Source organism: Marinomonas sp. PE14-40, from assembly GCF_051623805.1.
Lineage (GTDB): Bacteria > Pseudomonadota > Gammaproteobacteria > Pseudomonadales > Marinomonadaceae > Marinomonas.
On sequence record NZ_CP130700.1, the window covers coordinates 2,358,888 to 2,384,917 of the forward strand.

Annotated in this window: 26 protein-coding genes; 10 read left to right on the forward strand and 16 right to left on the reverse strand. The window is 39.3% G+C overall.

Annotated features, from left to right (window positions below; translation table 11 throughout):
* Positions 1–38: 38 nt before the first annotated feature.
* Positions 39–1,208 (forward strand): p-hydroxyphenylacetate 3-hydroxylase oxygenase component, encoded by a 1,170-nt coding sequence (locus Q0A08_RS10845; protein WP_438467147.1) that lies wholly within the window; start codon positions 39–41, stop codon positions 1,206–1,208.
* Between the two features lie 36 nt (positions 1,209–1,244).
* A complete protein-coding gene (locus tag Q0A08_RS10850; protein ID WP_438467149.1) occupies positions 1,245–2,171 on the forward strand; it encodes a p-hydroxyphenylacetate 3-hydroxylase reductase component in 927 nt (308 codons plus the stop codon).
* 47 nt (positions 2,172–2,218) lie between these two features.
* Here Q0A08_RS10850 and Q0A08_RS10855 read toward each other — a convergent pair whose 3' ends face one another.
* The 8 genes from Q0A08_RS10855 to Q0A08_RS10890 all read right to left on the reverse strand — a co-directional run bounded on the left by Q0A08_RS10855 (position 2,219) and on the right by Q0A08_RS10890 (position 10,381).
* A complete protein-coding gene (locus tag Q0A08_RS10855; RefSeq protein WP_438467151.1) occupies positions 2,219–3,241 on the reverse strand; it encodes a phosphotransferase enzyme family protein in 1,023 nt (340 codons plus the stop codon).
* On the reverse strand, positions 3,241–4,545 hold the full coding sequence (locus tag Q0A08_RS10860; protein WP_438467153.1) for an aspartate aminotransferase family protein: 1,305 nt from the start codon (positions 4,543–4,545) through the stop codon (positions 3,241–3,243). Before Q0A08_RS10860 ends, Q0A08_RS10855 begins: the two co-directional genes overlap by 1 nt.
* 130 nt (positions 4,546–4,675) lie before the next feature.
* Positions 4,676–5,362: a response regulator transcription factor gene (locus Q0A08_RS10865; protein ID WP_438467155.1), complete on the reverse strand. Its 687-nt coding sequence runs from the start codon at positions 5,360–5,362 to the stop codon at positions 4,676–4,678.
* A 39-nt stretch (positions 5,363–5,401) separates the two neighbouring features.
* A complete protein-coding gene (locus tag Q0A08_RS10870; RefSeq protein ID WP_438467157.1) occupies positions 5,402–6,883 on the reverse strand; it encodes a tripartite tricarboxylate transporter permease in 1,482 nt (493 codons plus the stop codon).
* A 13-nt stretch (positions 6,884–6,896) separates the two neighbouring features.
* The gene (locus tag Q0A08_RS10875) at positions 6,897–7,427 is read right to left on the reverse strand and encodes a hypothetical protein (RefSeq protein WP_438467159.1); all 531 of its coding nucleotides are present in this window, start codon (positions 7,425–7,427) and stop codon (positions 6,897–6,899) included.
* Complete coding sequence (locus Q0A08_RS10880) at positions 7,414–7,941, reverse strand: universal stress protein (RefSeq protein ID WP_438467161.1); 528 nt, start codon at positions 7,939–7,941, stop codon at positions 7,414–7,416. The genes Q0A08_RS10875 and Q0A08_RS10880 overlap by 14 nt, the downstream gene beginning before the upstream one ends.
* 49 nt (positions 7,942–7,990) lie before the next feature.
* Positions 7,991–9,388: an aldehyde dehydrogenase family protein gene (locus tag Q0A08_RS10885; protein ID WP_438467163.1), complete on the reverse strand. Its 1,398-nt coding sequence runs from the start codon at positions 9,386–9,388 to the stop codon at positions 7,991–7,993.
* A gap of 33 nt (positions 9,389–9,421) precedes the next feature.
* Positions 9,422–10,381 carry a tripartite tricarboxylate transporter substrate binding protein gene (locus Q0A08_RS10890; RefSeq protein WP_438467165.1) on the reverse strand — a complete coding sequence of 320 codons (960 nt, stop codon included), beginning with the start codon at positions 10,379–10,381 and terminating at the stop codon, positions 9,422–9,424.
* A gap of 372 nt (positions 10,382–10,753) precedes the next feature.
* Between Q0A08_RS10890 and hpaR the strand changes: the two genes are divergently transcribed.
* Positions 10,754–11,176 (forward strand): homoprotocatechuate degradation operon regulator HpaR, encoded by a 423-nt coding sequence (gene hpaR / locus Q0A08_RS10895; RefSeq protein WP_046015219.1) that lies wholly within the window; start codon positions 10,754–10,756, stop codon positions 11,174–11,176.
* A 243-nt stretch (positions 11,177–11,419) separates the two neighbouring features.
* The gene (locus Q0A08_RS10900) at positions 11,420–12,769 is read left to right on the forward strand and encodes an aminotransferase class III-fold pyridoxal phosphate-dependent enzyme (RefSeq protein ID WP_438467167.1); all 1,350 of its coding nucleotides are present in this window, start codon (positions 11,420–11,422) and stop codon (positions 12,767–12,769) included.
* Positions 12,770–13,022: 253 nt separating this feature from the next.
* Here the strand turns inward: Q0A08_RS10900 and Q0A08_RS10905 are convergent, their stop codons facing one another.
* A complete protein-coding gene (locus tag Q0A08_RS10905) occupies positions 13,023–13,934 on the reverse strand; it encodes a porin (protein ID WP_438467169.1) in 912 nt (303 codons plus the stop codon).
* Positions 13,935–14,329: 395 nt separating this feature from the next.
* Entirely contained in the window at positions 14,330–14,881 is a 552-nt protein-coding gene (locus tag Q0A08_RS10910; protein ID WP_438467171.1) for a DUF2058 domain-containing protein, read from the reverse strand.
* Positions 14,882–14,998: 117 nt separating this feature from the next.
* Between Q0A08_RS10910 and Q0A08_RS10915 the strand changes: the two genes are divergently transcribed.
* Entirely contained in the window at positions 14,999–15,757 is a 759-nt protein-coding gene (locus tag Q0A08_RS10915; RefSeq protein WP_438467173.1) for a sulfite exporter TauE/SafE family protein, read from the forward strand.
* 227 nt (positions 15,758–15,984) lie between these two features.
* On the opposite strand, the gene Q0A08_RS10920 is transcribed toward Q0A08_RS10915, so the two are convergent.
* Positions 15,985–16,194 carry a cold-shock protein gene (locus Q0A08_RS10920; protein ID WP_009835384.1) on the reverse strand — a complete coding sequence of 70 codons (210 nt, stop codon included), beginning with the start codon at positions 16,192–16,194 and terminating at the stop codon, positions 15,985–15,987.
* A 518-nt stretch (positions 16,195–16,712) separates the two neighbouring features.
* Here Q0A08_RS10920 and Q0A08_RS10925 point away from each other — a divergent pair.
* Both Q0A08_RS10925 and Q0A08_RS10930 read left to right on the forward strand, forming a co-directional pair.
* Entirely contained in the window at positions 16,713–17,705 is a 993-nt protein-coding gene (locus Q0A08_RS10925; protein WP_438467175.1) for a 2-hydroxyacid dehydrogenase, read from the forward strand.
* A 46-nt stretch (positions 17,706–17,751) separates the two neighbouring features.
* Positions 17,752–18,648: a LysR substrate-binding domain-containing protein gene (locus Q0A08_RS10930; protein WP_438467177.1), complete on the forward strand. Its 897-nt coding sequence runs from the start codon at positions 17,752–17,754 to the stop codon at positions 18,646–18,648.
* A 1-nt stretch (position 18,649) separates the two neighbouring features.
* Here Q0A08_RS10930 and Q0A08_RS10935 read toward each other — a convergent pair whose 3' ends face one another.
* Positions 18,650–19,042 (reverse strand): GFA family protein, encoded by a 393-nt coding sequence (locus Q0A08_RS10935; RefSeq protein WP_438467179.1) that lies wholly within the window; start codon positions 19,040–19,042, stop codon positions 18,650–18,652.
* Between the two features lie 322 nt (positions 19,043–19,364).
* Between Q0A08_RS10935 and Q0A08_RS10940 the strand changes: the two genes are divergently transcribed.
* Positions 19,365–20,318 carry a LysR family transcriptional regulator gene (locus Q0A08_RS10940; protein WP_438467181.1) on the forward strand — a complete coding sequence of 318 codons (954 nt, stop codon included), beginning with the start codon at positions 19,365–19,367 and terminating at the stop codon, positions 20,316–20,318.
* Positions 20,319–20,390: 72 nt separating this feature from the next.
* On the opposite strand, the gene Q0A08_RS10945 is transcribed toward Q0A08_RS10940, so the two are convergent.
* Both Q0A08_RS10945 and grxD read right to left on the reverse strand, forming a co-directional pair.
* On the reverse strand, positions 20,391–21,014 hold the full coding sequence (locus Q0A08_RS10945) for a peroxiredoxin (protein ID WP_046015210.1): 624 nt from the start codon (positions 21,012–21,014) through the stop codon (positions 20,391–20,393).
* A 193-nt stretch (positions 21,015–21,207) separates the two neighbouring features.
* Entirely contained in the window at positions 21,208–21,543 is a 336-nt protein-coding gene (gene grxD / locus Q0A08_RS10950; RefSeq protein WP_438467184.1) for a Grx4 family monothiol glutaredoxin, read from the reverse strand.
* A gap of 222 nt (positions 21,544–21,765) precedes the next feature.
* Between grxD and argF the strand changes: the two genes are divergently transcribed.
* Both argF and Q0A08_RS10960 read left to right on the forward strand, forming a co-directional pair.
* The gene (argF, locus tag Q0A08_RS10955; protein ID WP_438467186.1) at positions 21,766–22,671 is read left to right on the forward strand and encodes an ornithine carbamoyltransferase; all 906 of its coding nucleotides are present in this window, start codon (positions 21,766–21,768) and stop codon (positions 22,669–22,671) included.
* Positions 22,672–22,739: 68 nt separating this feature from the next.
* Complete coding sequence (locus tag Q0A08_RS10960; RefSeq protein ID WP_438467188.1) at positions 22,740–23,666, forward strand: LysR family transcriptional regulator; 927 nt, start codon at positions 22,740–22,742, stop codon at positions 23,664–23,666.
* 67 nt (positions 23,667–23,733) lie between these two features.
* On the opposite strand, the gene Q0A08_RS10965 is transcribed toward Q0A08_RS10960, so the two are convergent.
* A complete protein-coding gene (locus Q0A08_RS10965) occupies positions 23,734–25,167 on the reverse strand; it encodes an ATP-binding protein (protein ID WP_438467190.1) in 1,434 nt (477 codons plus the stop codon).
* Between the two features lie 84 nt (positions 25,168–25,251).
* Positions 25,252–25,971, reverse strand: a complete 720-nt coding sequence (locus tag Q0A08_RS10970; RefSeq protein WP_046015206.1) for a response regulator transcription factor — start codon at positions 25,969–25,971, stop codon at positions 25,252–25,254.
* Positions 25,972–26,030 lie beyond the last annotated feature (59 nt).

Sequence of the window (26,030 nt, forward strand, 5' to 3'; positions counted from 1 at the left end):
AGTAAGTGAAGTCATTCAATAACAATAAAAGGTGCCCTATGCAGATTCAAAACCCTCTATTAGATGACCTAAAAGGTATTCTTCCTCTTATCGCTAAAAACGCTTGTGACGCTGAAGACTTGCGCCGTGTGCCAGATGAAAATATCCGACTATTAAAAAGTGTTGGTTTACACAAAGCATTTCTGCCTAAGGTATACGGCGGCTTTGAAGTGTCATTACCTGAATTTACCGAGTGTATTTCAGCATTAGCAGGTGCTTGTTGTAGTACTGCATGGGCCTTCAGCTTGCTTTGTACTCACAACCACCAAATGGCAATGTTCTCAAAACAGTTACAAGAAGATGTATGGAGAGACGATCCAGATGCCACTGCCTGCAGTAGCATCGCACCTTTTGGTAAAACTCAAGAAACTGAAGGCGGTATTATCTTTAACGGCGACATGCGTTGGAGCAGTGGCTGTGATCATGCTGAATGGGCGATTGTTGGCTTTTTAAGAGATAACAAAGCAGGCGCTAAGGACTATTGTTTTGCTGTCATCCCTGCTTGTGACTATCAAATTGATGATGATTGGCATGCGATGGCCATGAAAGGCAGCGGTACAAAAACCTTACAAATAAAAAATGCTTTTGTCCCTGAACATCGTATCGAGAAAGCTAAAGATATGATGGAAGGACGCTCATCAGGTTTCAATTTATACCCAGAATCTGAAATATATTTTGCCCCATATCGTCCTTATTTTGCATCTGGCTTTGCGGCAATGAGCTTGGGTGTTGCTGAACGTATGGTAGAGGTTTTTCGAGATGTTACGAAAACTCGTGTAAGAGCTTATACTGGTGCAAAAGTGGGCGCAGCAACCCCAGCCTTAATGCGTTTAGCTGAATCTCATCATCAAGTCAGTGCCGCTAAAGCTTTTATGCAAGCAACATGGCAGGAGCATAAACAACACGCGTTAGAGCATAAATATCCAAGTACAGAAACCCTAACACATTGGCGAACAAACCAAGCTTATGCCGTCAAAATGTGTATTCAAGCGGTAGATCGTTTATTTGAAGCCATTGGCGGTAATAACTGGTTTGAAGATAAAGAAGCTCAAAGACTATTCAGAGATTGTCATATGACAGGAGCACATGCTTATACAGATTATGATGTTTGCGCTCAGATTTTAGGTCGAGAGTTGATGGGGCTAGAACCCGATCCAGCATTACTTTAAGCCACATTATATTCAATATTAAAAGTAGGTATTCATATGTCTGATTCAAACTTTGATACTAAGTCCTTTCGTAACGCTTTAGGTAGTTTTGCCACGGGCGTCACTGTCATTACAGCACAAGACACTAACGGTGCATTAGCTGGCGTTACCGCGAATAGTTTTAACTCTGTCTCACTTGATCCCCCATTAATTTTATGGAGTATCGCAAAACAGTCCAGTAGCTTTACTATTTTTGAGCAAGCAAGTCATTTCGCTGTAAATATTCTAGCTGCTGACCAAATAGATTTATCAAATAATTTTGCCAAACCTAGTGATAATAAGTTTGCTGATATCCCACACACATTTGGTTTAGGCCAAGCACCTCTTCTAGAGAATTGTACTGCTCAATTTGAATGCGAAAACCATCAAATACTAGATGGCGGTGACCATTGGATCATGCTTGGTAAAGTCATGAGCTTTAATACCTCAAATAAAGCGCCTTTGCTTTATGCTCAAGGCAGCTATGCAGGAGCCGTCCCTTTCCCTGCTCCCAAAAAGGACATGAATGCCGCAGATATCTTTAGTCATCAGCCGAAAAAGTTAGAATCAAATCTTTTTTATTTAATGACCCAAGTTGTACGAAAATATCAACAAAGCTATCAACCTATTCAAGAGTCTATGGGGCTTAGCGTTAGTGAAGCACGAATACTAATGATAATTGCCGAAGCACCAAGCTTGCCTTTAGTGCAGTTAGAGGAAGCTGTTGCCATGCCGGCTATTGATGTGAACAACACCATTGAAGGCTTAGTTGATAAAGGTTTTATTCGACAGTTAGAAGACTTTATTAAACTAACAGAGAAAGGCGCTAAAAAAGCGGATCAGTTATGGAGTCTAGCTCAGCAACAACAGGAGAAAGTATTTCAAAACTTTAGCCAAGATCAAATCGCGTCTTTCAATCAATCTCTTATTAAATTACTCACTTAAAGTTAATTGCCCCATTAACGTATTTCAATTTTAATGGGGCACTTTGCTTATCCTTTGTTTAAATAACGCAAAGCTTGATTACAGGCTAAACGAATTAACTTAGGCGCCATATCCCTTGCGGTACTTGTCTCTTGTCGAGTCCGAATCCAACCAAGATATGTCATTGCTCGAGCAGTTAAAAATAAGTCTAACTTAGATTCTTCTGCCTCACTTAAATTACGATACTTTCTATAACCTGCAAATAACGCAGCTTTTGCTACAGGGTAAATTTCTTCTTCTCGTATGAAATAAAGCGCAGTAGCCAGCTCAAACATATGCCAACCAAAGCCAGCATCATCAAAGTCTATCAAGCGTACTTTTCCAGCATCATTTATCAGATTCTCAGGAACAAAATCCGCATGAATCAAACCATAATTATTCTGCTTTTTATCCAAGTGAGATAAGTCTTTCTCAAGCTTTTCTCTCACTTCAATAAGTAGCGTTTTTTGTTCTTGGGTTAATAATGCCAACTCCCAAAATCGCCCCCAAAAAGGCTGTTCTCCAACAAGGCCAGCTTGATCCCACGAATGCCTCTCAAAGCCTTCGGGTAATGGCCAACGACTCGATTGGTTGTGCAGTTTGGCCGCAAGCTCGCCTAGACAAGCAAACATACAGTCTATCTCAGCTATATTTTGTCCTAACCCAGCTTCAATAGAGCCAATTTGCTTACCCTCAACCCAAGCAAATAAGTCGACTTGCCTAGCCTCTGGCACCTCTTCAATCTGAACCACAATAGACAGCTCGCCAGTTAAAGAAGGAATCACTTCGGGCACTAAAATATTCGACTCAGCTAACGCGCCTAACCAAAGCAGTTCACTATTTAACGCTTTGTCAGTGTGATAACCAGGCCTGTGGATACGCAAAGCATATTTTCTGCCATCCTTCAGTCTTACTTCATAAACGGCATTTTCTCGATATTTAATTAAGCTTAAATCAGCCTCTTCTAACCCCCAAAAAGCTAAAGCTTTCGAGCCTAATGATTGCAGTCTTTTTTCTTGTTCATACTGATCTAATTGATAGAAACCTTTCATCAATGCCCCTCCTCAATTAATTGCTCAAAAGAAGCGTCTAAAGTCTCTAATAAAAGGTTTGCATGAGTTTCATTAAAAGGCATGGGAGGACGTAGTTTTAGAATTGAGTCGGTAACACCTATTGTGCTAATTAATACTCCTTTCTCTCGCATAATATTGATAAGACGTTTCGCTTGATGGATCGCTGGCAGCTTAGTTTTTCTATCAAGCACTAACTCCAGAGCAAAAAACATTCCTAAGCCTCGAACATCACCAATAAGCTCAAACTTACTCTGTAATCGTTTTAAGCCCTTAATTACATAATCTCCTATGGATATCGCATTTTGTTGAAGGTTTTCATTAGCTAAAACATCCAATACAGCCATACCAACCGCACTGGATACGGGGGTACCAGCAAAAGTATTAAAGTACATGGCTTGCTTACTGAAATTTTCTACTAAGTCAGGCCTTGCGACCACACCAGCTAGTGGGTGACCATTGCCCATGGGCTTACCTAAAGTGACAATATCTGGAGTCACACCATAGGCCTGATGAGCCCACATATGCTTGCCAGTACGCCCAAAACCCGCTTGCACTTCATCAGCAATAAAGAGTCCACCAGCCTTACGCACTACGGCTACAGCTTCCTCTAAAAAACCTGCGGGTACATTTAATAAACCTTCATTAGCAAAGTCAGGACAGACTAATATAGCTGCAACCTTTATTCCGGCGTCTTCAAATTCATCAACCGCTGTGCGTACTTGAGCAGCATAAGCTTGTGCAAGCTCCTCATGTTTTACACCCGCTAAACCTCGGTAAGAATCTGGTATTGCAAAGGCTTTGACACGCTTGGTTCGTTTTGCCTCTGGCATAAAACCTGTACCAATTTCGGCCACCGATTCAGTATTACCGTGATAAGCAAAATCTGTCACTATCACACCTTGAGCATTGGTTGCATGGCGAGCCATACGTAAGGCTAATTCATTCGCTTCGCTGCCAGTACAGGTCAGCATAGCCATGGATAGTGAGTCATCAAAGCTTGCTGTTAAACGCTCTAAATACTCAACCACATTATCGTTAAGGTAACGGCTGTGGATATTTAGCTGACTTGCTTGCTTATTTAAGGTTTCAACCACATGAGGATGACAGTGGCCTACATGAGGTACATTATTGTAGACATCTAAATATCGACGCCCTTGTTTATCATAAAGCCAGACACCTTCTCCACGTACCAGATGTAAAGGCTGCTCATAAAAAACAGGGCTATGTTGCCCCATCACCTGAAAGCGGCGAGCGAGTAGCTCATGAGTCGTACTTTTTTTCATAACCTTATCTTCTATGTTTCAAATGTTAGAAGATAAGTATCAAGTTAGGCGGGCAAATTGGGCATCAACCAAAAGGTTGAAACCCTATTTTATTAAACTTGATGATAGGCCGTTTAAATTTAGGTTTGAGCTAAGAAAGCATCATTAGTTGACTACGTGAATTGACCTGACATTTACGAAAAATATGAATTAGATGGGTTTTCACTGTCGCGAGACTTAGGCCTAACTCATTCGCAATATGTTTGTTCTGCATGCCTCTTAATAACAAAGCTAAAACATCAAACTCCCTTTGAGTTAGGCCAAATTTGGTTTTCAGGCTCTGCTTTTGATTGGTTCGCTGAGGCAAATATATCGTCCCTAAAGAGAACTCTAAAAAAGGCTGTAACTTCTTTAACAAATCTAATTCTTGCTGGCTAAAGTCGTCTAAAATTTGTTCTCTTAAAAGGCTAATCACAGCCACTATCTTGCCTTCAACACGCAAAAAAATATCAAGTACATATCTATGGTTATTAGGCACCATAAAGTCTTGAAAGTAGCGAGTTTGTTTTAAAAAGTGAGGCTTAATTTGTGAATCCAAGGTTGCAAGTTTGATCTTGCTCCCCTTAAATTTTGTTAGGTTCAATGGGTCAAACTGTTTATAATTACGGCAATACTGACTCTCTATATCGTATTTTCCCCTATAACTAACAACACTATTATGATGGTCATTTTCTTCGACCAGAAAAAAAACGGCATCAGTGATTGGCATGAGTGAATTAATAAGACTCAGGCTCTGAGTTTGAAATTGAGGTAAAAAAGTGGCGTTTGGTAGCATCATAATAATGTCGGAGGCTAAAACTTTAGCCTCCGACACTTATCAATGTTTAGCGAATGATTTGAAACGGCCATAGGCAAAAATCAATATGGCTAAAAGAGTAACCGTTAGCAAAGTTAAACTGATAGGTCGCTCAATAAAAACCATAAAGTCTCCACCAGATACCCCCAAGGCTTGTCTCATTCGGGTGAGAAATACTGGCCCTAAAACTAGCCCTAAAATAATTGGCACTGCCGGAATATTGTTGCGCTTCATAATGTACCCAATGATAGAGAAGAAGAGTGCAATCAAAGCATCACTGAATTGGTAATTTTGGCTATAAGCACCGAGGAAGCCCAATACTAAAATGAACGCACCAATAAATCGTCCACGAATACGAGTAATGTTTACGATGAATCTACTTGCCATACTTAAATAAAAGAAAACAAAGACATTCATGACAAATAAGGAAACATAAAGCCCGGAGATAAACTCAGGGTGTTCTGAGAACAACCTAGGCCCTGGGATATAGTTATGCACCATAAAAACAGATAACAACATCGCCATTAATGCATCAGCAGGAATACCAAAGGCCAACAATGGAATCAATACCGAGGCTGTTACCGCATTATTTGACGTTTCAGAGGCAATTAAACCCGCTTCTGCACCATGACCAAACTCCTCAGGTTTTTTTGAGAATTTTTGCGCTAGCGTATAGGAGAAAAACTGAGAGCCAAACTCGCCTACACCAGGTAAAAGCCCCATTACCACGCCTAAAAAGGCAGAACGCACAGCGGTTACCTTATTGCGCATTAGGATAAAGAAGCCCTCAAAGAAGTCACCCTTTTCCAGTTTTGTAGTACTTGAGTCTTGCCCTCTAGTTGAAAGCAAAATATAAGCTTGTGACATGGCAAATAGACCAATCACAGCTGGTACAAGGGGCACTCCACCTAGCAGCCACTCTTGATCAAAGGTATATACTTGAGTGTTATAAGATCGGTCGATGCCAACTGTCCCCAAAAAGATCCCTAGACCAATCATAGTAGCCGCCTCAAGTACAAATTTATTGTGAGCCAGCACCACAAATACCATGCCTAACAAGGCTAGCATCGCAAATTCTGCACTTCCAAAAAGAGTTGCTACTTGGGATAGAATTGGAGCAAAAAATACCAGTGATAACACACTGATAATGCCTCCGAAAAAAGAGGAGGTGTAGGCAATAGAAAGAGCTTTCTTACCCTTACCTTTTTTTGCCATTGGATGACCATCATAGGTTGTCAACACTGCAACAGGAGTACCAGGAGTATTCATCAATATTGCAGGTATGGCACCGCCATACCAAGCGCCTCCATAGACACCAAGTAGCAGGGTGACGCCAAATAATGGTTCCATCGAAAAAGTGAGTGGCAGCAAGATTGCCATTACACCTGCTGGCTCTAAACCAGGAATAGAGCCAATTGTGACACCAATTAAGGCCCCAAGAATTACCGCAAAAATAACGCCATTACTAAAGACTTCATTAATGCCTAACGTTAGCAGTTCCATACGCGTCTCTTAACTAAAAATATTTATTCATAAACCACAATAATTCGCCTTCAAAGAAAGCTTCATATAGGGCAACGTCTGGAAACCAAATATTCACACCTACACGGAATATGAGTACAACACCAATGACAGTTAAGCAGGTGCAAAGGGACCAGAATGGGTTTAATAAACGAGATAGCCACAACAATAAATGAACAAAAATTAAGGTTGAAAAGAAAAAGCCTATTAATGAAATACTCGATACATAGAAGTAAAACAGAACCGAAGTAATAAGCATGACACGATAGTTCGACAATGCAGTCATCAAAAAATCGAGAGAGAAATCACTAAAATCTCGCGTGCTTTTCAGATAAATAACAGACTTAATAAAAGAAAAAAAAGCCAATATGGATAAACCAAACAAAGGCGCAACATAAGGCTGAGTAAACCAACCTCTGCTAGAGCTAATCTCTTTCGTTTGAGTGGGATGTATCAAGATGAGGATTAATGTAATCACAAATACATAGATAAACAGGTAATCATCTTTTTTTTCAGTAGGTGCCATTACTCGAACCCTCTTTTTTATTCTTAAGTTGGTTTGAGATAGGCACAATCAACACAGGTATTTTTGATTTATGAATGACTTTTTGTGCAGTAGAGCCCAAAAAAACTCGTGTTAAAGCATTTACTCTACGATCGCCCATTACAATTAAATCAATATCATATTGCTTAGACATATCTATGATGGTTTTGCTGGGCTCGCCAAACTCAACTAATACTTCAATTGACTCAATATCAATAGAGTTCTCTTCTAGCTCCTCTACCATAAAGTCATAAATACGCTTATTTAGCAGCGCTTTCATGTCTTTGGTAACTGAGTCTAGATGTTGCTTATGTGCTTTTTTGATTCGAAATTGGCTTGATGCTTCGCCATCGTCACGAATAAAGGGTTCAAATACATGTAAAAAATAAATAGTCGATTTATTCTGTATTGCTTGCTTTACAGCAATTTTAAACACATCTCTACTTCCTCGATTTAAATCAGACGAATAGAGAATGCTATTGAAATTCTTATCCATAAAAGCTCCATAAAAAAAGGAGGACTTTCGCCCTCCCTTTCACTTGAGATTATGATTTTGTAAGGTTTACAACTTTACGAACTGTATTTTCTAACAGGCCTTCAAGACCAAATTCGACACCGTAACCAGAGCTTTTATTACCGCCAAATGGTACATGGGGCAAAACCTCAGCGTGGTTATTTATCCATACTGTTCCGGAATCCAATTGCTCCACTGCATAGTCCATTTCTTCACCTGTCTCTCCCCATACAGATCCACCTAGTGCAAAATCAGTATTGGTTGCTTGCGTAATGGCGTCATCTAATTCGTCATAAACTATGATAGGTAAAACAGGCCCAAATTGCTCTTCACTAACCACTCTCATGGTTGTTAAAGCCCCTTTCACAATCGTTGGCGCAATAAAGTAACCTTGAAGATCTGCTGGAAGATCTGCTCTCAGAACTTCAGCGCCTGCGGCTTCAGCCTCAGTAATTAGCTCTGAAACCTTATTAAATTGAGCAGCATTTTGTACAGGACCAAAACTCACACCATCTTGCATGCCATCACCTACCTTTTGGCTCATGGCAAGTTCAACAAGAGCATCCGATAAAGCATGATATTGACTTCGATGAACATACAAGCGTTTCAAGGCTGCGCAAGTTTGACCCATATTGACAAAAGCAGTATTAAAAATTGGCTCTGCAATTTTACTAATATCAGCACCCTTGAGTACGATCCCAGCATCATTACCACCTAGTTCTAAAGTCACCTTTTTTAAAGTAGGCGAAACCAAACCTGCTATATGCTTACCAACTAATGTAGATCCAGTAAACACGACCTTATTCACTAAGGTATTTTGAACTAGGGCTTCCCCTACATCCTTTTCACCTAATACAAAATTAACAACACCTTTCTCAGGCAAAGCCTGATTAATAATCTTTACTAACTTAAGTGTGCTTAAAGGCGTAAATGTTGAGGGCTTAATCACCACTGTATTACCGGCTTTTAATGCCGGCATAATATGCCAGCAGGCAATCATCAAAGGCCAATTCCAAGGCGTGATAGACGCCACCACACCAACTGGTTTTCGATGAACTTCAACTTTCCTTTGAGGGCTATCTTCTAGTACTTCAACAGGAATCTCTAACTCAGCATGATAACGAGTCCAACCAATTGCACCACCCACTTCCATCATAGCTAATGGCATAGGCTTTCCTTGCTCTGCCACTATTGTTTCAGCTAAATCCGTTTGAGCAGCTTCAATGGCATCAGCAATTTTATGAAGCCGTTTACCTCTTTCAGCTTGATCCAAATTAGACCATTCGGAAAAAGCCTGTTGAGCATTTAGTACTGCTTTATTCACATCATCAACATCACTGATTGAAACAGAAGTTATCGCTTGTTTTGTCGCTGGATTAATTACTTTTGTTTGTTGATTACCAGTGAAAACACATTCGTCATTTAACATCATTTTTACCTTCTCATTCTTCACCAGAAAAAATTACTTATTCATGTATTCAATTAATTTTTCTGAGTTGTTGTAATCCAGCTCGACTACTTTTTCGGCATCATTACGGCCTGTCCAATACACAACAGCCCCCGTATTTTCAATTAACTCAAGCACTCTAGGGCTTTGAAGTGCTTTCTCTGATATTTGAGCAATACGTTCTTTGATTTTTTCAGATGTGCCTGATTTAACAAACAAACCATTCCAAGGTGTTTGTGAAATACCTGTTTTCTCAAACAAAGTTGGTAGTTCTGGTGCAATTCTCAATCTGTCATGGGTAAAGGAGGTAAGTAGTTTTACTTGTTTTGAATTGATACAAGGAAGAATTTGCTGAGTCGTTGTATTTATAACATCAGCATCGCCATTGGCTAGGGTTGAGCAATCATTGGAGTCAAAAGCGGCATCTGATGAGAACTTGATATTGAGTTGTTCGGCCGCTTTAAAAGTCAAAGCTGTAGGTAAATTTTGATAACCAAAATGAGCCAAAGAAACGTTATTCTGTTGTGAATAATCAGCCAGTTCTTCCAATGTACTGTAGGGCGCATCAGCTCTTACGGCTAATACAAAAGGATAATCTAAAAAGATCCCGACTGGTTCAAAATCATTTCGACTATAAGGCGCATTACCTGACATAACGCTCGTTGTCAGTAGGTCCACTACAAATGAACCAATCACTGAACCATCAGTACGTGAACGTGCAACTTCAGCAGCGCCAAGTACCCCACCGCCGCCAGGTTTATTCACCACTGTCGCTGGCATACCTGTCTCTTTACTCATTTCTTCGGCAATAACACGTGTTAATATATCTTCAAGGTCGCCAGGAGGCCAAGGCACGATAAACTTCACAGGACGATTTGGATAATTATCTGCAGCAGTGACGCTAGCACTCATTACAACAGATGAAGCAGCGATAGCTAGCATGCTAAATGTTTTAACTATTTTAGAGTGTCTCATAAACCTTCTACCTTTTTATTTTTTTGATTTAAACCTAAATTAGCACAAAGCTTTTAAGCTCCCCCATGTCCCTAAAGGGACATTTTTATAAATTAAGGGCTATTTTTTAATCAGAAAAAATTTATGAGTTAAAGAAGGTAGGCTTAATCAAGAGCGAGTAAATCAATAATAAAAATGTATTAATATACTTTAAAATCAACATCTTATTTAATTTGAAAAATGATTTTATTAATTTTGGTTTAATAAAGGTTAGATTTCGAGTGAAAGGAATTTAAATTTAATTTAACATATTAATTAGTTTTATAGCCTTAAATATTTGCTATAAAATACAAATTGAAATCACTTATTACTCAGTATGGATAGGCATAACTTATGCGAAAATTTGACGACTCTCTGCCTCTAAAATTACTCAAAGCGAGAGAAGCGACAATGGTATTTTTCAGACCATTATTACAAGAGGTTGATCTAACTGAGCAACAATGGCGGGTTATACGAGCATTAAATGAGCATGCTGAATTAGAGTCCAAACAGCTTGCCGTACATTGCTGCATTTTAAGCCCTAGCCTAACAGGTATCTTAAATAGACTAGAAGCTCAAGGCTATATAGTGAGAAAAAAGTCTACCGAGGACCAAAGACGAGTATTAATTAGTCTTAGTGATAAAGCGCAAACTATGTTTGACGAAATCAGCCCTAGGCTCGAAGCTAAGTATGCTCAAATGACCAGCCAACTATCTCAAGATAAAATGGATCAATTAAACGATTTGCTAAATCAACTTTGTAATATCAAACCTTAGCAAACCAGTAGAAACCAAATATGTCCCTTTCGGGACATAGATTCCTCTCTTCAAAACCATAGACTTAATGGCATCTTCACAAAAGATAGAACAAGTGACTATGCCAGCTCGCTGTTAAAACTTTGAATATATCTAGTTTTATGGGAGCAGATGTTAGCCTTCAAGGCTTTAAGATCGGCATTATCACTTGAATTAATAACACTCTTTTCACGTATGTGAGTTATTAGATTATCGGAGTAAATAATGTACGAAAAATATAAAACCGCCCCAAAAAACTTCTGGCATCCTATGGGTCCTACCTCTCCAGGGAATAAAGGCGAGACGCTTATTATCGCTTCTGCCGATGGAAACCATGTCACTGATGTTGATAACAATCAAATGATTGATGGCGTTGGTGGCCTATGGAATGTCAATATCGGTCACAACCACCCTCAAGTAAAAGCAGCAATTAACAAGCAGATGGATGAGCTATCCTATTATCAGATGTTTGATGGCATTGCTCATCCAAGAGCATATGATTTAGCCGACAAACTTATTAAAATGTTTCAGCCAGAAGATATGGCACGAGTACTTTTCAGCAGTGGTGGTTCTGATGCAGTAGAAACCGCACTCAAAATGACACGCCAATATTGGATTGCAGCAGGAGAGCCACAACGTACTAAGTTTATTTCCTTAAGAAATGGTTATCACGGTGTCCATATGGGCGGCACCTCTATTGGTGGTAATAACGTCTTTCTATTAAATCACGGGCCTATGCTAGCAGGTTGCATACAGGTGGATACACCTTGGTTATACCGTAACCCTTGGAACTGTGAAGACCCAGAGCAATTAACTCAACATTGTATCAAGCAGTTAGAAGAGCAAATTGTTTTCAATGGCCCAGAAAATATTGCCGCCTTTATCGCTGAACCTGTTCAAGGCGCAGGTGGTGTTATTGTACCACCAGATAGTTACTGGCCTGCGGTGCGAGAATTATTGAATAAATATAATATTCTAATGATTGCAGATGAAGTAGTCACAGGATTTGGCCGCTCTGGTTGCATGTTAGGTTCACGTGGATGGGGGGTTAAACCAGACATTCTTTGTTTAGCAAAAGGCATATCTGCTGGGTATATTCCTTTAGGTGCAACGGTATTTAACAAACGTATCAGCGATGCAATTGAAAACAGTCAAAGCTTTGCTAGCATGATAATGCATGGCTACACCTACTCAGGGCATCCCGTTGCTTGTGCTGCTGCACTTGCCGTATTAGATATTGTCGAGCAAGAAGACCTGCCAGCTAATGCAGCCCAAATAGGTGCTCATTTAAATAAAAAGTTACAACCACTCACTGAAAAATATGATGCTGTTGGCGAAGTTAGAGGTAAAGGCTTAATGTTAGCAATTGATCTTGTCAAAGATAAAGCAACACGAGAGCCAGTTAACCCAATGGAAGGTTATGCAAATCAAGTTGCAGATATCGCAAAAAACAATGGTGTTTTAGTTAGGCCAGTCGGAACCAAAATCATCTTATCTCCACCGCTTACTCTGACAGAGTCTGAAGCAGATAAGATTGCTTATGCTCTTGATTTAGCATTTCAAGAAGCACAATAAGTTTAAGTATTTCTCGGCTACACCCGTGGGACCCTTTAGCCTAATCAATATTTGATTAGGCTATTTTTTAGAATAAAAAAAGCGCCTAAACCTGACGGCTTAGACGCAAATGTTCCAATCGATCTAAAAGACAAAATGGAACCTTGAATGATAGGGACTTTGGCTGGTTAGCTAAAGTTATGCTTGGACTCTCGCAAGCAAGAGCCCAATGATAACGTCAGATAATCAATTTTATCAGGCTATCAAGTTACACTTAGAAAGCGTAAACAGCACCTAGCGCAGAGAAAGAATCTTCTGCTGTACCTTGTTGACCAGCTTCAACATAAACATAAACGTCACCGTCGTAGTCTAAGTTATAAGTTACGCCAACTGCATATTCGTCATAGTCAGAACCTGTTTCAAGATCAACAGTTTGAACTGAACCATAAAGAAGGCCATCAGCATGATCAGCGTTAAAACCAAGACCGATGTTTGTACCTTCATCAGAGTTGTCTTCATATTTAGCCATAACATTCGCTACGCCTAGGTCATAAGAAGCAGCTAGACCAATAGTACTATCTTTGTTGATAGCATTTTCTAAAGAGTCATAACCAACAGCTAGCTCTAAATCACCAGCAGAATACTTAACAACTGCGGTTAGTGCTGTGCCGTCTTCTTGAGTTGGAGTAGTCGCTGTCACTTCGGACTCACCGTCGCCAGTTACTTGAGCAGAAACTTGTACTTCAAAACCATTCATTTCTGGTGAGAAGTAAGCAATTGTATCGCCTTCAGTTGTAGTTGAAGAACCAGTTAGACCAGCATATTCATAAGAATCGATACCGTCTTGGATTGCATTGTTATAGATGCTGTCAAAAGTACCAACTTGTACTTTACCGAAGTCACCTTTTAAACCAACGTATGCTTGGTCTAGGTTAACGTCGACATCAGATGTTTTTTCGTCAGCATCAGCTTCAAGTTCATACTTGAAAAAACCTGTTAGACCGTGTTTAAGTTCTTTCTCGCCTTTAAAGCCAAAAGTAGAACCGTTATCAGTTAGTTCAGCTGTATCTTCGCCATCAGCATAAACTAATTGAATGTTACCGTAAGTATTGATGTCAGCAGCTTGTGCAGTGACAGCTGTAAAGGCAGCAGTAGTAACAGCAACTGCAACTAGTGTTTTTTTCATTTCAAGATCCCCGTTTTATTTATTTCAATCATTATTCAGCTTCACTGTTTATTAGTAGAAACAGAAAACAACACCAATTTAACCTCAGCGAGAATTAACTCAATAAGTTGATGCTTGGTTTCTTCCTTCTTCACAGTTAATTGCTAACTAATTGAAATATCACAGGAAATAAGGATTTCATTAAAATCTTCCGATTCTATTTTTTTATCTTTTAAAACAATGAGATAACTTTAAGAAAAGAATTATTACTATTAAGAACAAGTACTTATTTCTTGCTAATTTCAAATTCCAAAAATCCTGCTATTTATCAATTTATGAAGTAAATAAGATTAAGCTTAGAAAAAAGCAAAAAAAAACGGCCATCAAATATGGCCGTTCTTACTCGATTTAAATGCTTACCACATTAAATCATCAGGAATTTTAAAGTCCGCGTAAGGATCATCTTCATCAAACTCTTCTTCGGATCTATCATTACAGACCAGAATATATGACTCGTCCCTTTGCGCAATCTTAGCGGCAACCTGCTCAGGGATAATCTCATAGCCTTCATCAAGTTTAACAATGGCTAAGCGACCAACAGAAAGATCTTTATGAATGCTTTCACTCACATAGATTTTCTTAACTTTTTTCTCGTCTTTAAAGTTATAGGCAACTTCGCCATCTTTATGGGTTAACTTATTAAGTTCGATCATTTGACGAATTTGAGCTTGTACAGCTTTTAACTGCATTGCCTCTTCTTTAGCCTTATTAAGCGCTTTATCTCGTTCTATTTTTTCATCACGTTGTTTCTTTAGATCTGCTTGCTTGGCAGAATCGTCTTCTGCAACAGCTTTGCCCGTCTTAATTTTCTGCTTTTTTTGCAGTTTTTCAGCTTTTAATTTATTCGCTTTCTTTTTGTCTACCAATCCAGCTTTTAGTAATTGATCTTGTAGAGATTTTGCGGCCATGAATGCTCCTTTATGTTATTGTCACGCCCATTAATAAAATACTGTTACAGCACCCGTTTTGAGGCGATTAAAATACAGCCTCTATACCCCCCCCTCTTATATAAAGGATTAGCTTTAATGGACATTAGCTTTTTTACAGTCAGCCTATTAATAGGTACAGGCTTTATAGCAGGCATTATAAACACTTTAGCTGGCGGTGGCTCGAATTTAACGCTACCAGCACTTATGGTAATGGGAATGCCTGCAGATATTGCCAATGCAACCAACCGTGTTGGCGTCATAATGCAATCTATTGTTGGAGTTGCAGGCTTTAAAAAAGCTAAAAAGCTTGATACTAATGATATTACACCCGTTTTAATACCGACATTAGTTGGAGGGCTAATCGGTAGCTTGCTAGCTTCCTATGTTGATCCTCAATACCTAAAGCCTTTACTGCTGATTGCTATGGTGAGCATGACCCTAATCATGTTGATTAAACCAGGTGTTATCTCTCCACCTGAAGACACCATACCTCATAAAATAAGAGAAAAACCCAGTGCTTGGATAGCTTTATTTGTAGCAGGTATTTATGGTGGCTTTGTTCAAGCCGGGGTAGGATTTATTCTCATTGCAGCTCTTGCAGGTACACTAAGGTATGACTTAATTCGTACTAATGCATTAAAAATGCTATGTACGATTGCTTTTACAATCATCTCATTAGCTGTTTTTATCTGGAATGATCAGATTATGTGGATACCTGGTTTGATCTTAGCTGTTGGCACCATGTTTGGCTCACATTTAGCGGTCAAATTTGCACTTAAAGCCAATCCAAAAACCCTAAAATGGTTCCTCTTTATTATGACAGTTTGTGGCAGTATCGCAGCACTTCTCACTTAAAATAGACTGTTCAACTAAGAACTTTAAAGGTGGTTATTGCCGCCTTTAAACGACTTAGGCTTTACTCTGTCATATTAAATATAATCAATGAAATCTTACCCCAAAAAACATAAAGACGAAATAAGTTAAATTATAAACATAAAAAAAGACGACCTAAGTCGTCTTTTTTAAAAGTCTACACTCGAGAAATTCTCGAACGTTACTTCCTTTGTCTCAAAAAAGAGATCTTATAAAGGAGTTACGTTTTGTGCTTCTGGACCTTTTTTGCCGTCTGCTACTTGAAACTCAACCTTTTGGCCTTCAGCAAGAGTTTTGAAGCCGCTAGAGTTGATTGCAGAGAAATGAACAAAAACGTCTGGACCTTTGTCCTGAGTGATGAAACCGAAACCTTTAGTTTCGTTAAAGAATTTTACTGTACCTGTTACTACTTCAGACATAACGTTATCCTGTATTAAATAAATTAACTCATCCACATATCCAAAATAGATTATGCGTAAATAAGAGATTGCTGAAAAACTCGGAATTACTTATGACGAACAGGACGCGAAATTACTTGAAGGTAACATCGTAACTCTGGACATAAATACATTGCCAACTCTTTTCTAACGCGGACATTGTATCCCCCTAAAAATCATGGGTCAATGAAATGTCACGCTTATTTTTTATAAACGATTGGTCAAAGTCTAATCTAAAATGCTAAAAATGCGCCTATTCAGACAAGGAACACAAATATCATGGCGTTTTATTTATCTTATGAGCCCGATGGTCGTAAATAATAAAACTTATTGAAATAATTTCTTCTTATAATTCAGACTTATCTGAGCTTATTTTTTTAAATATTTGTAGGGAATAATGGCCATATAAGTGACTTTTATTAATTATCTAACACTATCTTGCTAATATAATTCTTCGTTTCATCACTAAACGCCAATAGATAACTCAGGAAGAGGTTTTTATGAAAGTTGCTGTTTTTTCTTGCAAACCCTATGACCAACGCACATTAGATATAGCCAATAAAAACACGAATATCCAACTCCACTTTTTTGAAAGTCGATTGAGTGAAGAAACGGTTAGTCTTACTAAAGACTTTGATGCTGTATCCTGCTTTGTTAACGACCAACTTAATAAACAAGTTATAAAACAGCTCGCTGCCAATCGAATTAAATGTATCGCTCTTAGATGCGCAGGCTTTAATAATGTCGACTTAGAGGCCGCAGGCACACTCGGTTTACAGGTTTTTCATGTACCCGATTATAGCCCTACCTCAGTTGCTGAACACGCAGTTGCCCTCATATTGAGCTTAAACAGAAAGACACATAAAGCATATCAAAGGGTCAAGGAAGGAAATTTTGCTTTAGAAGGTCTAATGGGCTTTAACCTTTCAGGTAAAACCCTTGCTTGTATTGGAACAGGCCGTATTGGACTGGCTTTTGTTAAAATAATGCAAGGTTTTGGCTGTCATGTAATCTGCCATGATCCATATCCCAATGAGGACTTATTAAAGCAAGGGGTAAAATATTCATCATTAGAAGATATTTATAAAGAAGCAGATATCATTAGCCTACACTGTCCATTAAACGAACACACCCAACATATGATTAATAAAAATAGTCTAGCTCAAATGAAAGATGGGGTGATGATAATAAATACAAGTAGAGGTGGCTTAGTCAATGTTCAAGATGCCCTTGATGGGTTATATCAAAAGAAAATAGGTTATCTTGGACTAGATGTTTACGAGCAAGAAGGATCGCTGTTTTTTGAAGATATGTCTGACACCATAATTCAAGACAGTGTGTTTCAATTATTATTAACTTTCCCCAATGTTATGGTAACTGGACATCAAGGCTACTTTACGGACATAGCCTTAGAGCACATTGCTCAAACCAGCATAGAAAATCTCACCTGTTTTCAATCAGGAAAATCAAATAATCGGCAACTTACAGCCTAAAGCGTGTAGAATTCATCCCTTATAGTCAGTCTTAGTTAAGGGCACCATGAAGATAACATTACGCCAATTACAAATTTTCGAAGCAGTAGTACATACTGGTTCAGTGACCGCGGCGGCTGATTTAGTTGCAATCAGTCAGCCCGCTGCTAGCCAAGCACTTAGAGAACTTGAAGCTCTTTTAGGCCGCCCTTTATTTAGACGCCATGGAAAAAGGTTACAAATTACGCCTCAAGCTAGAAATTTACTTCCTCAAGCAAGAGCGGTGTTATCCCAAATAGATCAAATTGAAAGTATGGGCACATCTGACGAGTTAAGTGGTTCCCTTCATTTAGCAACCAGTGTCAGTATCGGTAACTATTTATTACCAAAGCAAATGGCAAGCTTTAGCCAGCAACATCCTCAAATCCGCTTTAACTTAGATATTGGCAATACACAAAGTGTAATTCAGCAATTACTCACAGGCAAAGCTGAAGTAGGTTTTATCGAAGGTTATTGTCAACATGCAGAGTTAACTGTGGAACCTTGGTTACAAGATGAGCTAGTGGTTTTTGGATCTGCTAAAGAAGATAGAGGTGACGAACTCAGCTGGGAAGAGCTAGCAGAGTCTAATTGGGTCATGCGAGAAGGAGGATCAGGTACCAGAACGATTCTCGAGCAAGCTATTTCTGAACAACTCACCCAATTAAAAGTTTCCCTATCACTCACTCATATGGAAGCAGTGAAACAAGCCGTTATTCACCAGATGGGCCTAGGCTGCCTTTCTCGAATGGCCGTTTCTCAAGAATTAGAAACGGGTCACATTCGTCTTTATAAAACACCACTAAAACTTAACCGTAACCTTCTAATTGTTACACCTAAAGGCTCAGCCCTCACCCAAAACGCACAGTGTTTTGTAGATCAATGCCGTAGTCTAAGTAATGAAGAGATAAGAAATCAAGAATAAGTTAGTAACTAGCACTGTGCTGTGGGAGGTCATCTAGTATGGACTCCCAAGCAGCTTTTGAATCAACAAAAATATGGCACTGAGGTGTAACACTAGGCTCAGAATCTAAAATTGCTAACGGTATATCTAAGTGATTAGGGCAATCCTTATCGTAGAAATAGATATTAGTACCGCAGTCTTTACAAAAACCTCGTCTCACTCGTTCTGAAGAAGCAAATTTTCTCACTCTTTTTTTGCCAGAGATCCATTCAACATCTGACTTTAATGCAACACCATAAGCTGCATTTGCAGCGCCATGAGATTTTTGGCATTGCTGACAATGACAAATACTTGAACTAATAAATGCTGTTTTGATTTCGAGTTTAACCTGTCCACATAAACAAGATGCGTTCATATAAAGCCTCTGCTAACGCCGATTTTGTCGACAAAATGCATGCACTAAAATTAAGCGCTTTAGTTATCTCGGCATTATGCCAGAGCTTAAGCCTTGCTCCAAGCTATGCTTTATGGCTTTAATCAAACTCACACTATTCTAAACTGACTCACATTTTGTTAAGCCATTTCTGTAAAAATATGATCTACTTAATAAAATATTTTAACTAAGCTTGAACAGTCGTTTACAATAGAGCGACTTTTTATCTCTTAATTCAAATAGCAAAGTAGTATTACTAACTACTCGGCTCATCACTCTTTTGGAAGTTAACTGCATAACGATAATGAATATAAATAAAATTGACCTGAATCTGCTTATTTATCTCGACGTGCTCCTACGTGAATGCAATGTTACTCGTTCGGCTAACAAGTTAAATATCACACAACCTGCCATGAGTAATGGCCTTAAAAGACTGAGAGACTTACTTGGTGACCCTTTGCTTGTTCGAACCAGTGAAGGTATGAAGCCAACAGAAAAAGCATTAAGGCTTCAACCGATCGTTCGTAAAGTCTTATTAGAGTTAGAGGAGGCATTACAGCCAGAAGCTGACTTCAATGAGAAAACAAGTACACGCGTATTTCGCATTATGGCTAGCGATTATGCCGCATCTACTGTGATTCCTGGTTTATTAAACCGTCTAAGAGAAAATGCACCTGGCATTACCTTGGATATCATGACACCAAGTGATGTTACTTTTCATGATGTGGAAGCTGGCAAGATTGATATGGCAATCAATAGATTTGAAGAGTTGCCTCAGTCTTTCCACGAGAAAAGTGTTTGGCATGATACTTTTGTTTGTATGATGAGTTCTGACAACCCATTAAAAAACAACTTCAATCTCGACGCTTACCTAGAAGCACAACATATTTGGGTTAGTAAAACAGGGTTTGGCGTTGGTGTCGGTATGGACCCAAATGATGTGCAAAAGCTTGGATGGGTCGATGAAGCTTTACAGACAATTGGCAGAAAACGCAGTATTCGTGTTTTTACACGTAGTTATCATACCGCGATGCACTTAGCCCACGAGCAAGATTTGATTGCGACTTTACCTCGTAAAGTTGCCATGGTTAACAAAAATAATCCAGACGTGGTAATTTTAGAACCACCTTTTACCATCCCTCCAATCGAATTAAAGATGATTTGGAGCCCATTACTACATCATGACGCGAGTCATAACTGGTTCCGAAAGCAAGTCATTGCCTTAGCTAACGAACTCCAAGCCCAAGCTAAACGTTAATAATACGACTTACAGAAACAAAAAAGCCGACATAAATGTCGGCTTTTTTTTTGCTTGAGCAAGGGCTATGTATTATAGACCTTCGCTGCTTTCAGCTAGGTAAGAAGCAACACCTTCTGGTGTATTAACCATACCTTTGTCACCTTTGTTCCAACCAGCAGGACAAACTTGACCATTTTCTTCGAAGAACTGAAGCGCATCAACGATACGTACTAGCTCGTCCATGTTGCGGCCAATAGGCTCATCATTTACGATTTGAGAACGTACAAAGCCTTTTTGGTCAATTACGAAAGAAGCACGCATAGCAACACCAGCTGGGTAGTAAGAGTCACCACCTTCAGATTCGATACCGTATGCTTGAGCAATTGCGTGATCCATATCAGCAGCAAGTGTGTATTCAACCTGGCCAATACCACCTTCGTTTACTGGAGTGTTTCTCCAAGCGTTATGAGTGAAGTGAGAATCGATAGAGATACCTACAACTTCAACACCCATTTTACGAAATTCTTCCATGCGGTTAGACATAGCAATGATTTCAGAAGGACATACGAAAGTGAAATCCAAAGGATAGAAGAATACAACAGCGTATTTGCCTTTAATTGTCTCAGCTAGGTTGAAAGAATCAACGATAGAGCCATCAGCAAGTACTGCTGGAGTAGTGAAATCAGGTGCTTTTTTACCAACTAAGATAGACATCTTAATAGTTCTCCATTTATGTAGTTAAAGTATTTAACGTAAAAAATTTAGCTTAGGTTTTAACAACTCAATATGATTTAGCATTATACCGATTTTTTTATGACAGACTGATTGAAACAATTTATTAGCCTGATATAAAAAGGCTATTATCATTTAAACAAATCAAGCTTTAGCTAAATTTAAATTGTAAAATTTATTCAGCCGCTTCGTCAGACTCGCCTGATGCAGCTTTAACAATAGGCGTTAATTCACCATTGTTAGCCATTTCAACAACAATGTCACAACCACCAATTAGCTCGCCATTAACCCAAAGTTGAGGGAAAGTTGGCCAGTTAGCATATTTAGGAAGCTCTGCGCGAATTTCAGGATTTTCTAAGATATTTACAAAAGCAAAACGTTCACCACAAGACATCAAAGCCTGAACAGTTTGAGCAGAAAAACCACACTGAGGCATACGAGGTGTACCTTTCATGTATAACAGTACCGAGTTATTCTCGATTTGTTCTTTAATCGTATCTAAAGTACTCACAATAAAACCTCATTTAAACTATCTAATTAACCGGATTAGCCTTGACTCATTTTGTATATTTTATATACCAACAAAAATTAAAGGCGATTGATAGCAGATTATGGGGTGCCTTTTTACGATTACAAGGTTAATTTTTCATAACTATCAACAAAACCTGCTTTACTAGCGGTTTTGACTGTATTACATTCGCCGATTCACTTTTAAAAACTCAAGGAGACTATCGTGTCGCCAAGACATTTTCTTACGCTTACAGACCTTACTTCTGACGAGCTAAAGCAGCTACTTTCACGCGCTATTGAACTTAAAAAAATGCACCGTGATGGTACCCAATACCAGCCGCTTAAGAATCGAGTCATGGCTATGATTTTTGAAAAATCATCAACACGAACACGAGTCTCTTTTGAAGCAGGTATGGCCCAATTTGGTGGACATGCACTCTTCCTCTCTCCTCGTGATTCTCAGTTAGGCCGTGGCGAACCAATTGAAGACAGTGCACGTGTTATTTCAAGCATGGTAGATGTTGTCATGATACGTACTTTTGAGCACGAAAAGGTTGCACGTTTTGCGGAGTACTCATCGGTTCCTGTCATTAATGCCCTGACGGATGATTTCCACCCTTGCCAATTATTAGCTGACATGCAAACTTACCTAGAGCATAGAGGCTCAATACAAGGGAAAAAAGTAGTTTGGGTTGGTGATGGCAATAACATGTGTCACTCCTATATGAATGCGGCACACCTTTTAGATTTCCAACTTGTTGTTGCATGCCCTAAGGGCTATGAACCAAATACAGAACTAACAGCAAAATACGCAGACCGTGTGACTATCACTCAAGATGTTCAAGCAGCGGCAACGGATGCAGACCTTATCGTTACCGACGTATTTGCATCAATGGGTCAAGAAGATGAACAAGATGCTCGCCTACAAGACTTTGACGGCTTCCAAGTCAATAAAGAGTTGATGGCACTGGCACATGATGACGCTTTATTCATGCATTGTTTACCGGCACACAGAGGTGAAGAAGTAACAGCAGATGTGATTGACGCTGCTGATTCAGTTGTTTGGGATGAAGCCGAAAACCGCCTACACGCACAAAAAGCGCTACTTGAGTTCTTATTATGTAGCTAACACTTGATAAGGGCTGTAACATTACCTCAGCCCTTACCATCACCCTTTGAGCCAGATCTAGTTCAAACATGAGTATCATCGAAGTTCGTCATCTTAAAACCCTCACCGCATTACGCGAAACAGGTAGTTTAGTGGAAGCTGCAGAACGCGTTCACCTAACTCAATCAGCCCTTTCTCATCAACTAAAAGATTTAGAAGAAAAGCTAGGCTGTCCATTATTTATTCGTAAAACAAAACCAGTACGATTTACCAGCTCTGGTTTACGTTTACTGCAATTAGCGGATGATGTATTGCTTTCTTTTCGTACTGCTCAGAGAGATATTCAGCGTTTTGCCGAAGGGGAAAGCGGCCGACTTCATATTGCGATAGAGTGCCACTCTTGTTATGAATGGCTAATGCCGACCATAGATCATTTCCGCGAACATTGGCCTGATGTAGAGTTAGATTTATCCAACGCTTTCAGCTTTATGCCTCTACCCGCTTTGGCTCGCGGAGACCTAGACCTAGTTGTCACATCAGATCCAACTGACTTGCCAAATATTGATTATATTCCATTATTTCAATACGAATCTCAGGTTGCGTTATCACGTCACCACCCTTTAGCTAAAAAAGAATTCTTTGAACCTAAAGACTTCATAGAAGAGACTCTAATAAGCTACCCAGTTGAATCAGAACGATTGGATGTGTTTAAGCACTTTTTAGAGCCTGCTGGTGTTTCACCCAAAAAAGTACGTCACAGTGAATTAACTCTCATGATGATGCAGTTGGTTGCCAGTGGCCGCGGTGTATGCTGTTTACCAAATTGGGCATTGACTGAATATACAAATCGTCAATACGTTATTACCAAATCGTTAGGTGAAGAAGGTGTCTGGTGTAAGCTTTACCTTGCGGTAAGAAAAGACCAAAGGCATAACGCTTATATGGAAGACTTGATTAATACAGCGAAAAACACCTGCTTTAAAAACCTAAAGGGAATTTTAGCTGCAGACCTTTGATTAAGAACGCAGGTTCAGCTAGTAATAAAAAAACCGCCTAAGGGCGGTTTTTTTATTACTAGCTGAACTATGACAATGTGTTCTTATGCTGGTTACGAGACCAAATAAAACTAAACTTGGCGCCACCAAGACTAGACTCATCCACCAGCACAGCGCCACCATGCCAAAAAGCAATACGCTGAACAATGGCAAGACCTAAACCATAGCCACCAGATGCTCGTGTGCGACTATTATCTAGACGTTGGAAAGGAATAAATACCTTATCTCTATCTTCTAGCGGTATACCTGATCCATCATCTTCGATATCAACTTGCCAACGCTCTGCATCTTGATGAAAAACAACTCTTACCTTGGTATTAGCATATTTTGCTGCATTTAATATCAAGTTCTGCAATGCCCTGTGCATATGGTGAGCATCTGCTAGTACACCAGATTCATCTTCATTAAAAGCAACCTCAACCTTTAGATGAGAAAGTAAGAGAGAGTTATGTTGTAGCACACCATCCACAAGCTGACGTATATTAGTGTCTTCAAAATGAAGATTGAGAGAGCCTTGCTCTAACTTACCATAAGTGAGCACTTCATCAACAAGGGTATTGAGCTCTTCTACATCCCCTTCTAATGCCTCTATTGTCATTAAGTTATCTTGATCAACTTCATCTTTAATCACCTCTAAACCAAAACGTAATCTGGCTATCGGTGTTCTAAGTTCATGGGAAATCGCATTAATCATCTCCCTTTGTACTTTTAATAATCTTTGTATATGAGATGACATAGAATCAAAAGAATAGGCCAACTCTTTTAAGGCTCCACTACCATCTGGAATTTCATCCGGAATCCGGCCATTACCTTGCGCAATTTTTCGGGTAAAGTTCTCAAAACTCTTACGGCGATTTTCGAGCGAAGAAAACTCTTTCCAAACAAAAACCAGCATAATCAACATGGCAATTGACACTATCGTAATAATGATCGCTGTTTGATAATAACGTTTATAAACGATAGATACTTGAAATACTCGTTTATCAGCCAACTGCCAAAGGTATGCAAAGCCTTCTCCCTGAATGAATACATGAGAAAAGTCTGTGGCGAGTGGCTGCTTAGCTTGCTCAAATGGACTAATTTGCACACATTCCATCCAATTAAGCATTTCAAGCTTTTTCGCTTCAATAATATGAGGTGTTTGTAGGAACTGTGAAAACAAACGAGTAAGAGGGAGTACATTATCATCCCGCGTACTTTTTATTTCTGCGGATTGGGCTGTATCCGGCAGCACTAAATTCGAAATACCTAGAGAAGAAGTAATGATTTTTTTATTTTGAATGATGTCTTTAATATCTGCGTCTGAATAAGTGTCGCCACTCAAAGACGAGAGATCAAACTGGGAGTCATAAGGTGTTTGCAAAGGTATGCCATGTAATGCCATTGCTAAGCTAATTTCAGCATCAGCACATACATTACTCTGAGCTAATAAGGTATTTCGTTGAACACTTGAGAAAAGCAAAAAAAGTATACTGGTAAGGATTACCAGTATACTTCCAAAGATTAAATGGCGATATAACCGCCAGAACTCAGGACGCATGAGCCTCTAGACTTCTTTAACAAATAAGTAGCCTTTGCTACGAATTGTTTTAATCCTTCTTGGATGAACAGGGTCATCACCGATTTTAGATCGAATACGTGAAATTCTCACATCAACAGAACGATCCTGGCCATCATACTCAATACCACGTAGCTCACCAAAAATCTCTTCACGGCTCAAGATACGTCCAGCATTGCTTGCCAATAACCATAGTAGGTCAAACTCAGCACTGGTTAATTCAATTTCTTCACCATGCACCCAAGCTTCGCGGCGTGTGTTATCAATAACAAGAGGCCCAAAGGTCAAGTTTTGCTCACCTTGGCTACCACCTGTTTGTTTGCCAACATCCATCACACTGCGACGTAGTAATGATTGAACCCTAGCAAGAAGGACACGTGGTTTTACTGGCTTAGATACATAGTCATCTGCACCAATTTCTAAACCTAGAATCTGATCCACATCATCACTACGTGCTGTCAGCATAAGAATAGGTGATTTATACCCCTCTCTCACACTACGGCAAACCGTAAAACCATCAGCTCCTGGAAGCATTAAATCTAAAATCACTAAGGATGGCTGGGTTTCAATTATTCGTGTGATTGCTCGACTTCCGTCTGCTTCCACATCGACTTGATAACCATTTTTTTGTAAATATTCCTTGGTGAGTAACGCTAATCTCTCATCATCTTCTACGATTAGAATTGATTGACTTTCTTCGGCGCTCATTGCCAGCCCTCATCCACAATATTTTAATGACTTAAACTTAAGTTAAGTCCATGTTTAAC

Excerpts from the sequence above, each read along its gene's own strand:
- Q0A08_RS10845 (WP_438467147.1), top strand. The coding sequence starts at position 39 with ATGCAGATTCAAAACCCTCTATTAGATGACCTAAAAGGTATTCTTCCT.
- Q0A08_RS10850 (WP_438467149.1), top strand. The coding sequence starts at position 1,245 with ATGTCTGATTCAAACTTTGATACTAAGTCCTTTCGTAACGCTTTAGGT.
- Q0A08_RS10855 (WP_438467151.1), bottom strand. The coding sequence starts at position 3,241 with ATGAAAGGTTTCTATCAATTAGATCAGTATGAACAAGAAAAAAGACTG.
- Q0A08_RS10860 (WP_438467153.1), bottom strand. The coding sequence starts at position 4,545 with ATGAAAAAAAGTACGACTCATGAGCTACTCGCTCGCCGCTTTCAGGTG.
- Q0A08_RS10865 (WP_438467155.1), bottom strand. The coding sequence starts at position 5,362 with ATGATGCTACCAAACGCCACTTTTTTACCTCAATTTCAAACTCAGAGC.
- Q0A08_RS10870 (WP_438467157.1), bottom strand. The coding sequence starts at position 6,883 with ATGGAACTGCTAACGTTAGGCATTAATGAAGTCTTTAGTAATGGCGTT.
- Q0A08_RS10875 (WP_438467159.1), bottom strand. The coding sequence starts at position 7,427 with ATGGCACCTACTGAAAAAAAAGATGATTACCTGTTTATCTATGTATTT.
- Q0A08_RS10880 (WP_438467161.1), bottom strand. The coding sequence starts at position 7,941 with ATGGATAAGAATTTCAATAGCATTCTCTATTCGTCTGATTTAAATCGA.
- Q0A08_RS10885 (WP_438467163.1), bottom strand. The coding sequence starts at position 9,388 with ATGTTAAATGACGAATGTGTTTTCACTGGTAATCAACAAACAAAAGTA.
- Q0A08_RS10890 (WP_438467165.1), bottom strand. The coding sequence starts at position 10,381 with ATGAGACACTCTAAAATAGTTAAAACATTTAGCATGCTAGCTATCGCT.
- hpaR (WP_046015219.1), top strand. The coding sequence starts at position 10,754 with ATGCGAAAATTTGACGACTCTCTGCCTCTAAAATTACTCAAAGCGAGA.
- Q0A08_RS10900 (WP_438467167.1), top strand. The coding sequence starts at position 11,420 with ATGTACGAAAAATATAAAACCGCCCCAAAAAACTTCTGGCATCCTATG.
- Q0A08_RS10905 (WP_438467169.1), bottom strand. The coding sequence starts at position 13,934 with ATGAAAAAAACACTAGTTGCAGTTGCTGTTACTACTGCTGCCTTTACA.
- Q0A08_RS10910 (WP_438467171.1), bottom strand. The coding sequence starts at position 14,881 with ATGGCCGCAAAATCTCTACAAGATCAATTACTAAAAGCTGGATTGGTA.
- Q0A08_RS10915 (WP_438467173.1), top strand. The coding sequence starts at position 14,999 with ATGGACATTAGCTTTTTTACAGTCAGCCTATTAATAGGTACAGGCTTT.
- Q0A08_RS10920 (WP_009835384.1), bottom strand. The coding sequence starts at position 16,194 with ATGTCTGAAGTAGTAACAGGTACAGTAAAATTCTTTAACGAAACTAAA.
- Q0A08_RS10925 (WP_438467175.1), top strand. The coding sequence starts at position 16,713 with ATGAAAGTTGCTGTTTTTTCTTGCAAACCCTATGACCAACGCACATTA.
- Q0A08_RS10930 (WP_438467177.1), top strand. The coding sequence starts at position 17,752 with ATGAAGATAACATTACGCCAATTACAAATTTTCGAAGCAGTAGTACAT.
- Q0A08_RS10935 (WP_438467179.1), bottom strand. The coding sequence starts at position 19,042 with ATGAACGCATCTTGTTTATGTGGACAGGTTAAACTCGAAATCAAAACA.
- Q0A08_RS10940 (WP_438467181.1), top strand. The coding sequence starts at position 19,365 with ATGAATATAAATAAAATTGACCTGAATCTGCTTATTTATCTCGACGTG.
- Q0A08_RS10945 (WP_046015210.1), bottom strand. The coding sequence starts at position 21,014 with ATGTCTATCTTAGTTGGTAAAAAAGCACCTGATTTCACTACTCCAGCA.
- Q0A08_RS10960 (WP_438467188.1), top strand. The coding sequence starts at position 22,740 with ATGAGTATCATCGAAGTTCGTCATCTTAAAACCCTCACCGCATTACGC.
- Q0A08_RS10970 (WP_046015206.1), bottom strand. The coding sequence starts at position 25,971 with ATGAGCGCCGAAGAAAGTCAATCAATTCTAATCGTAGAAGATGATGAG.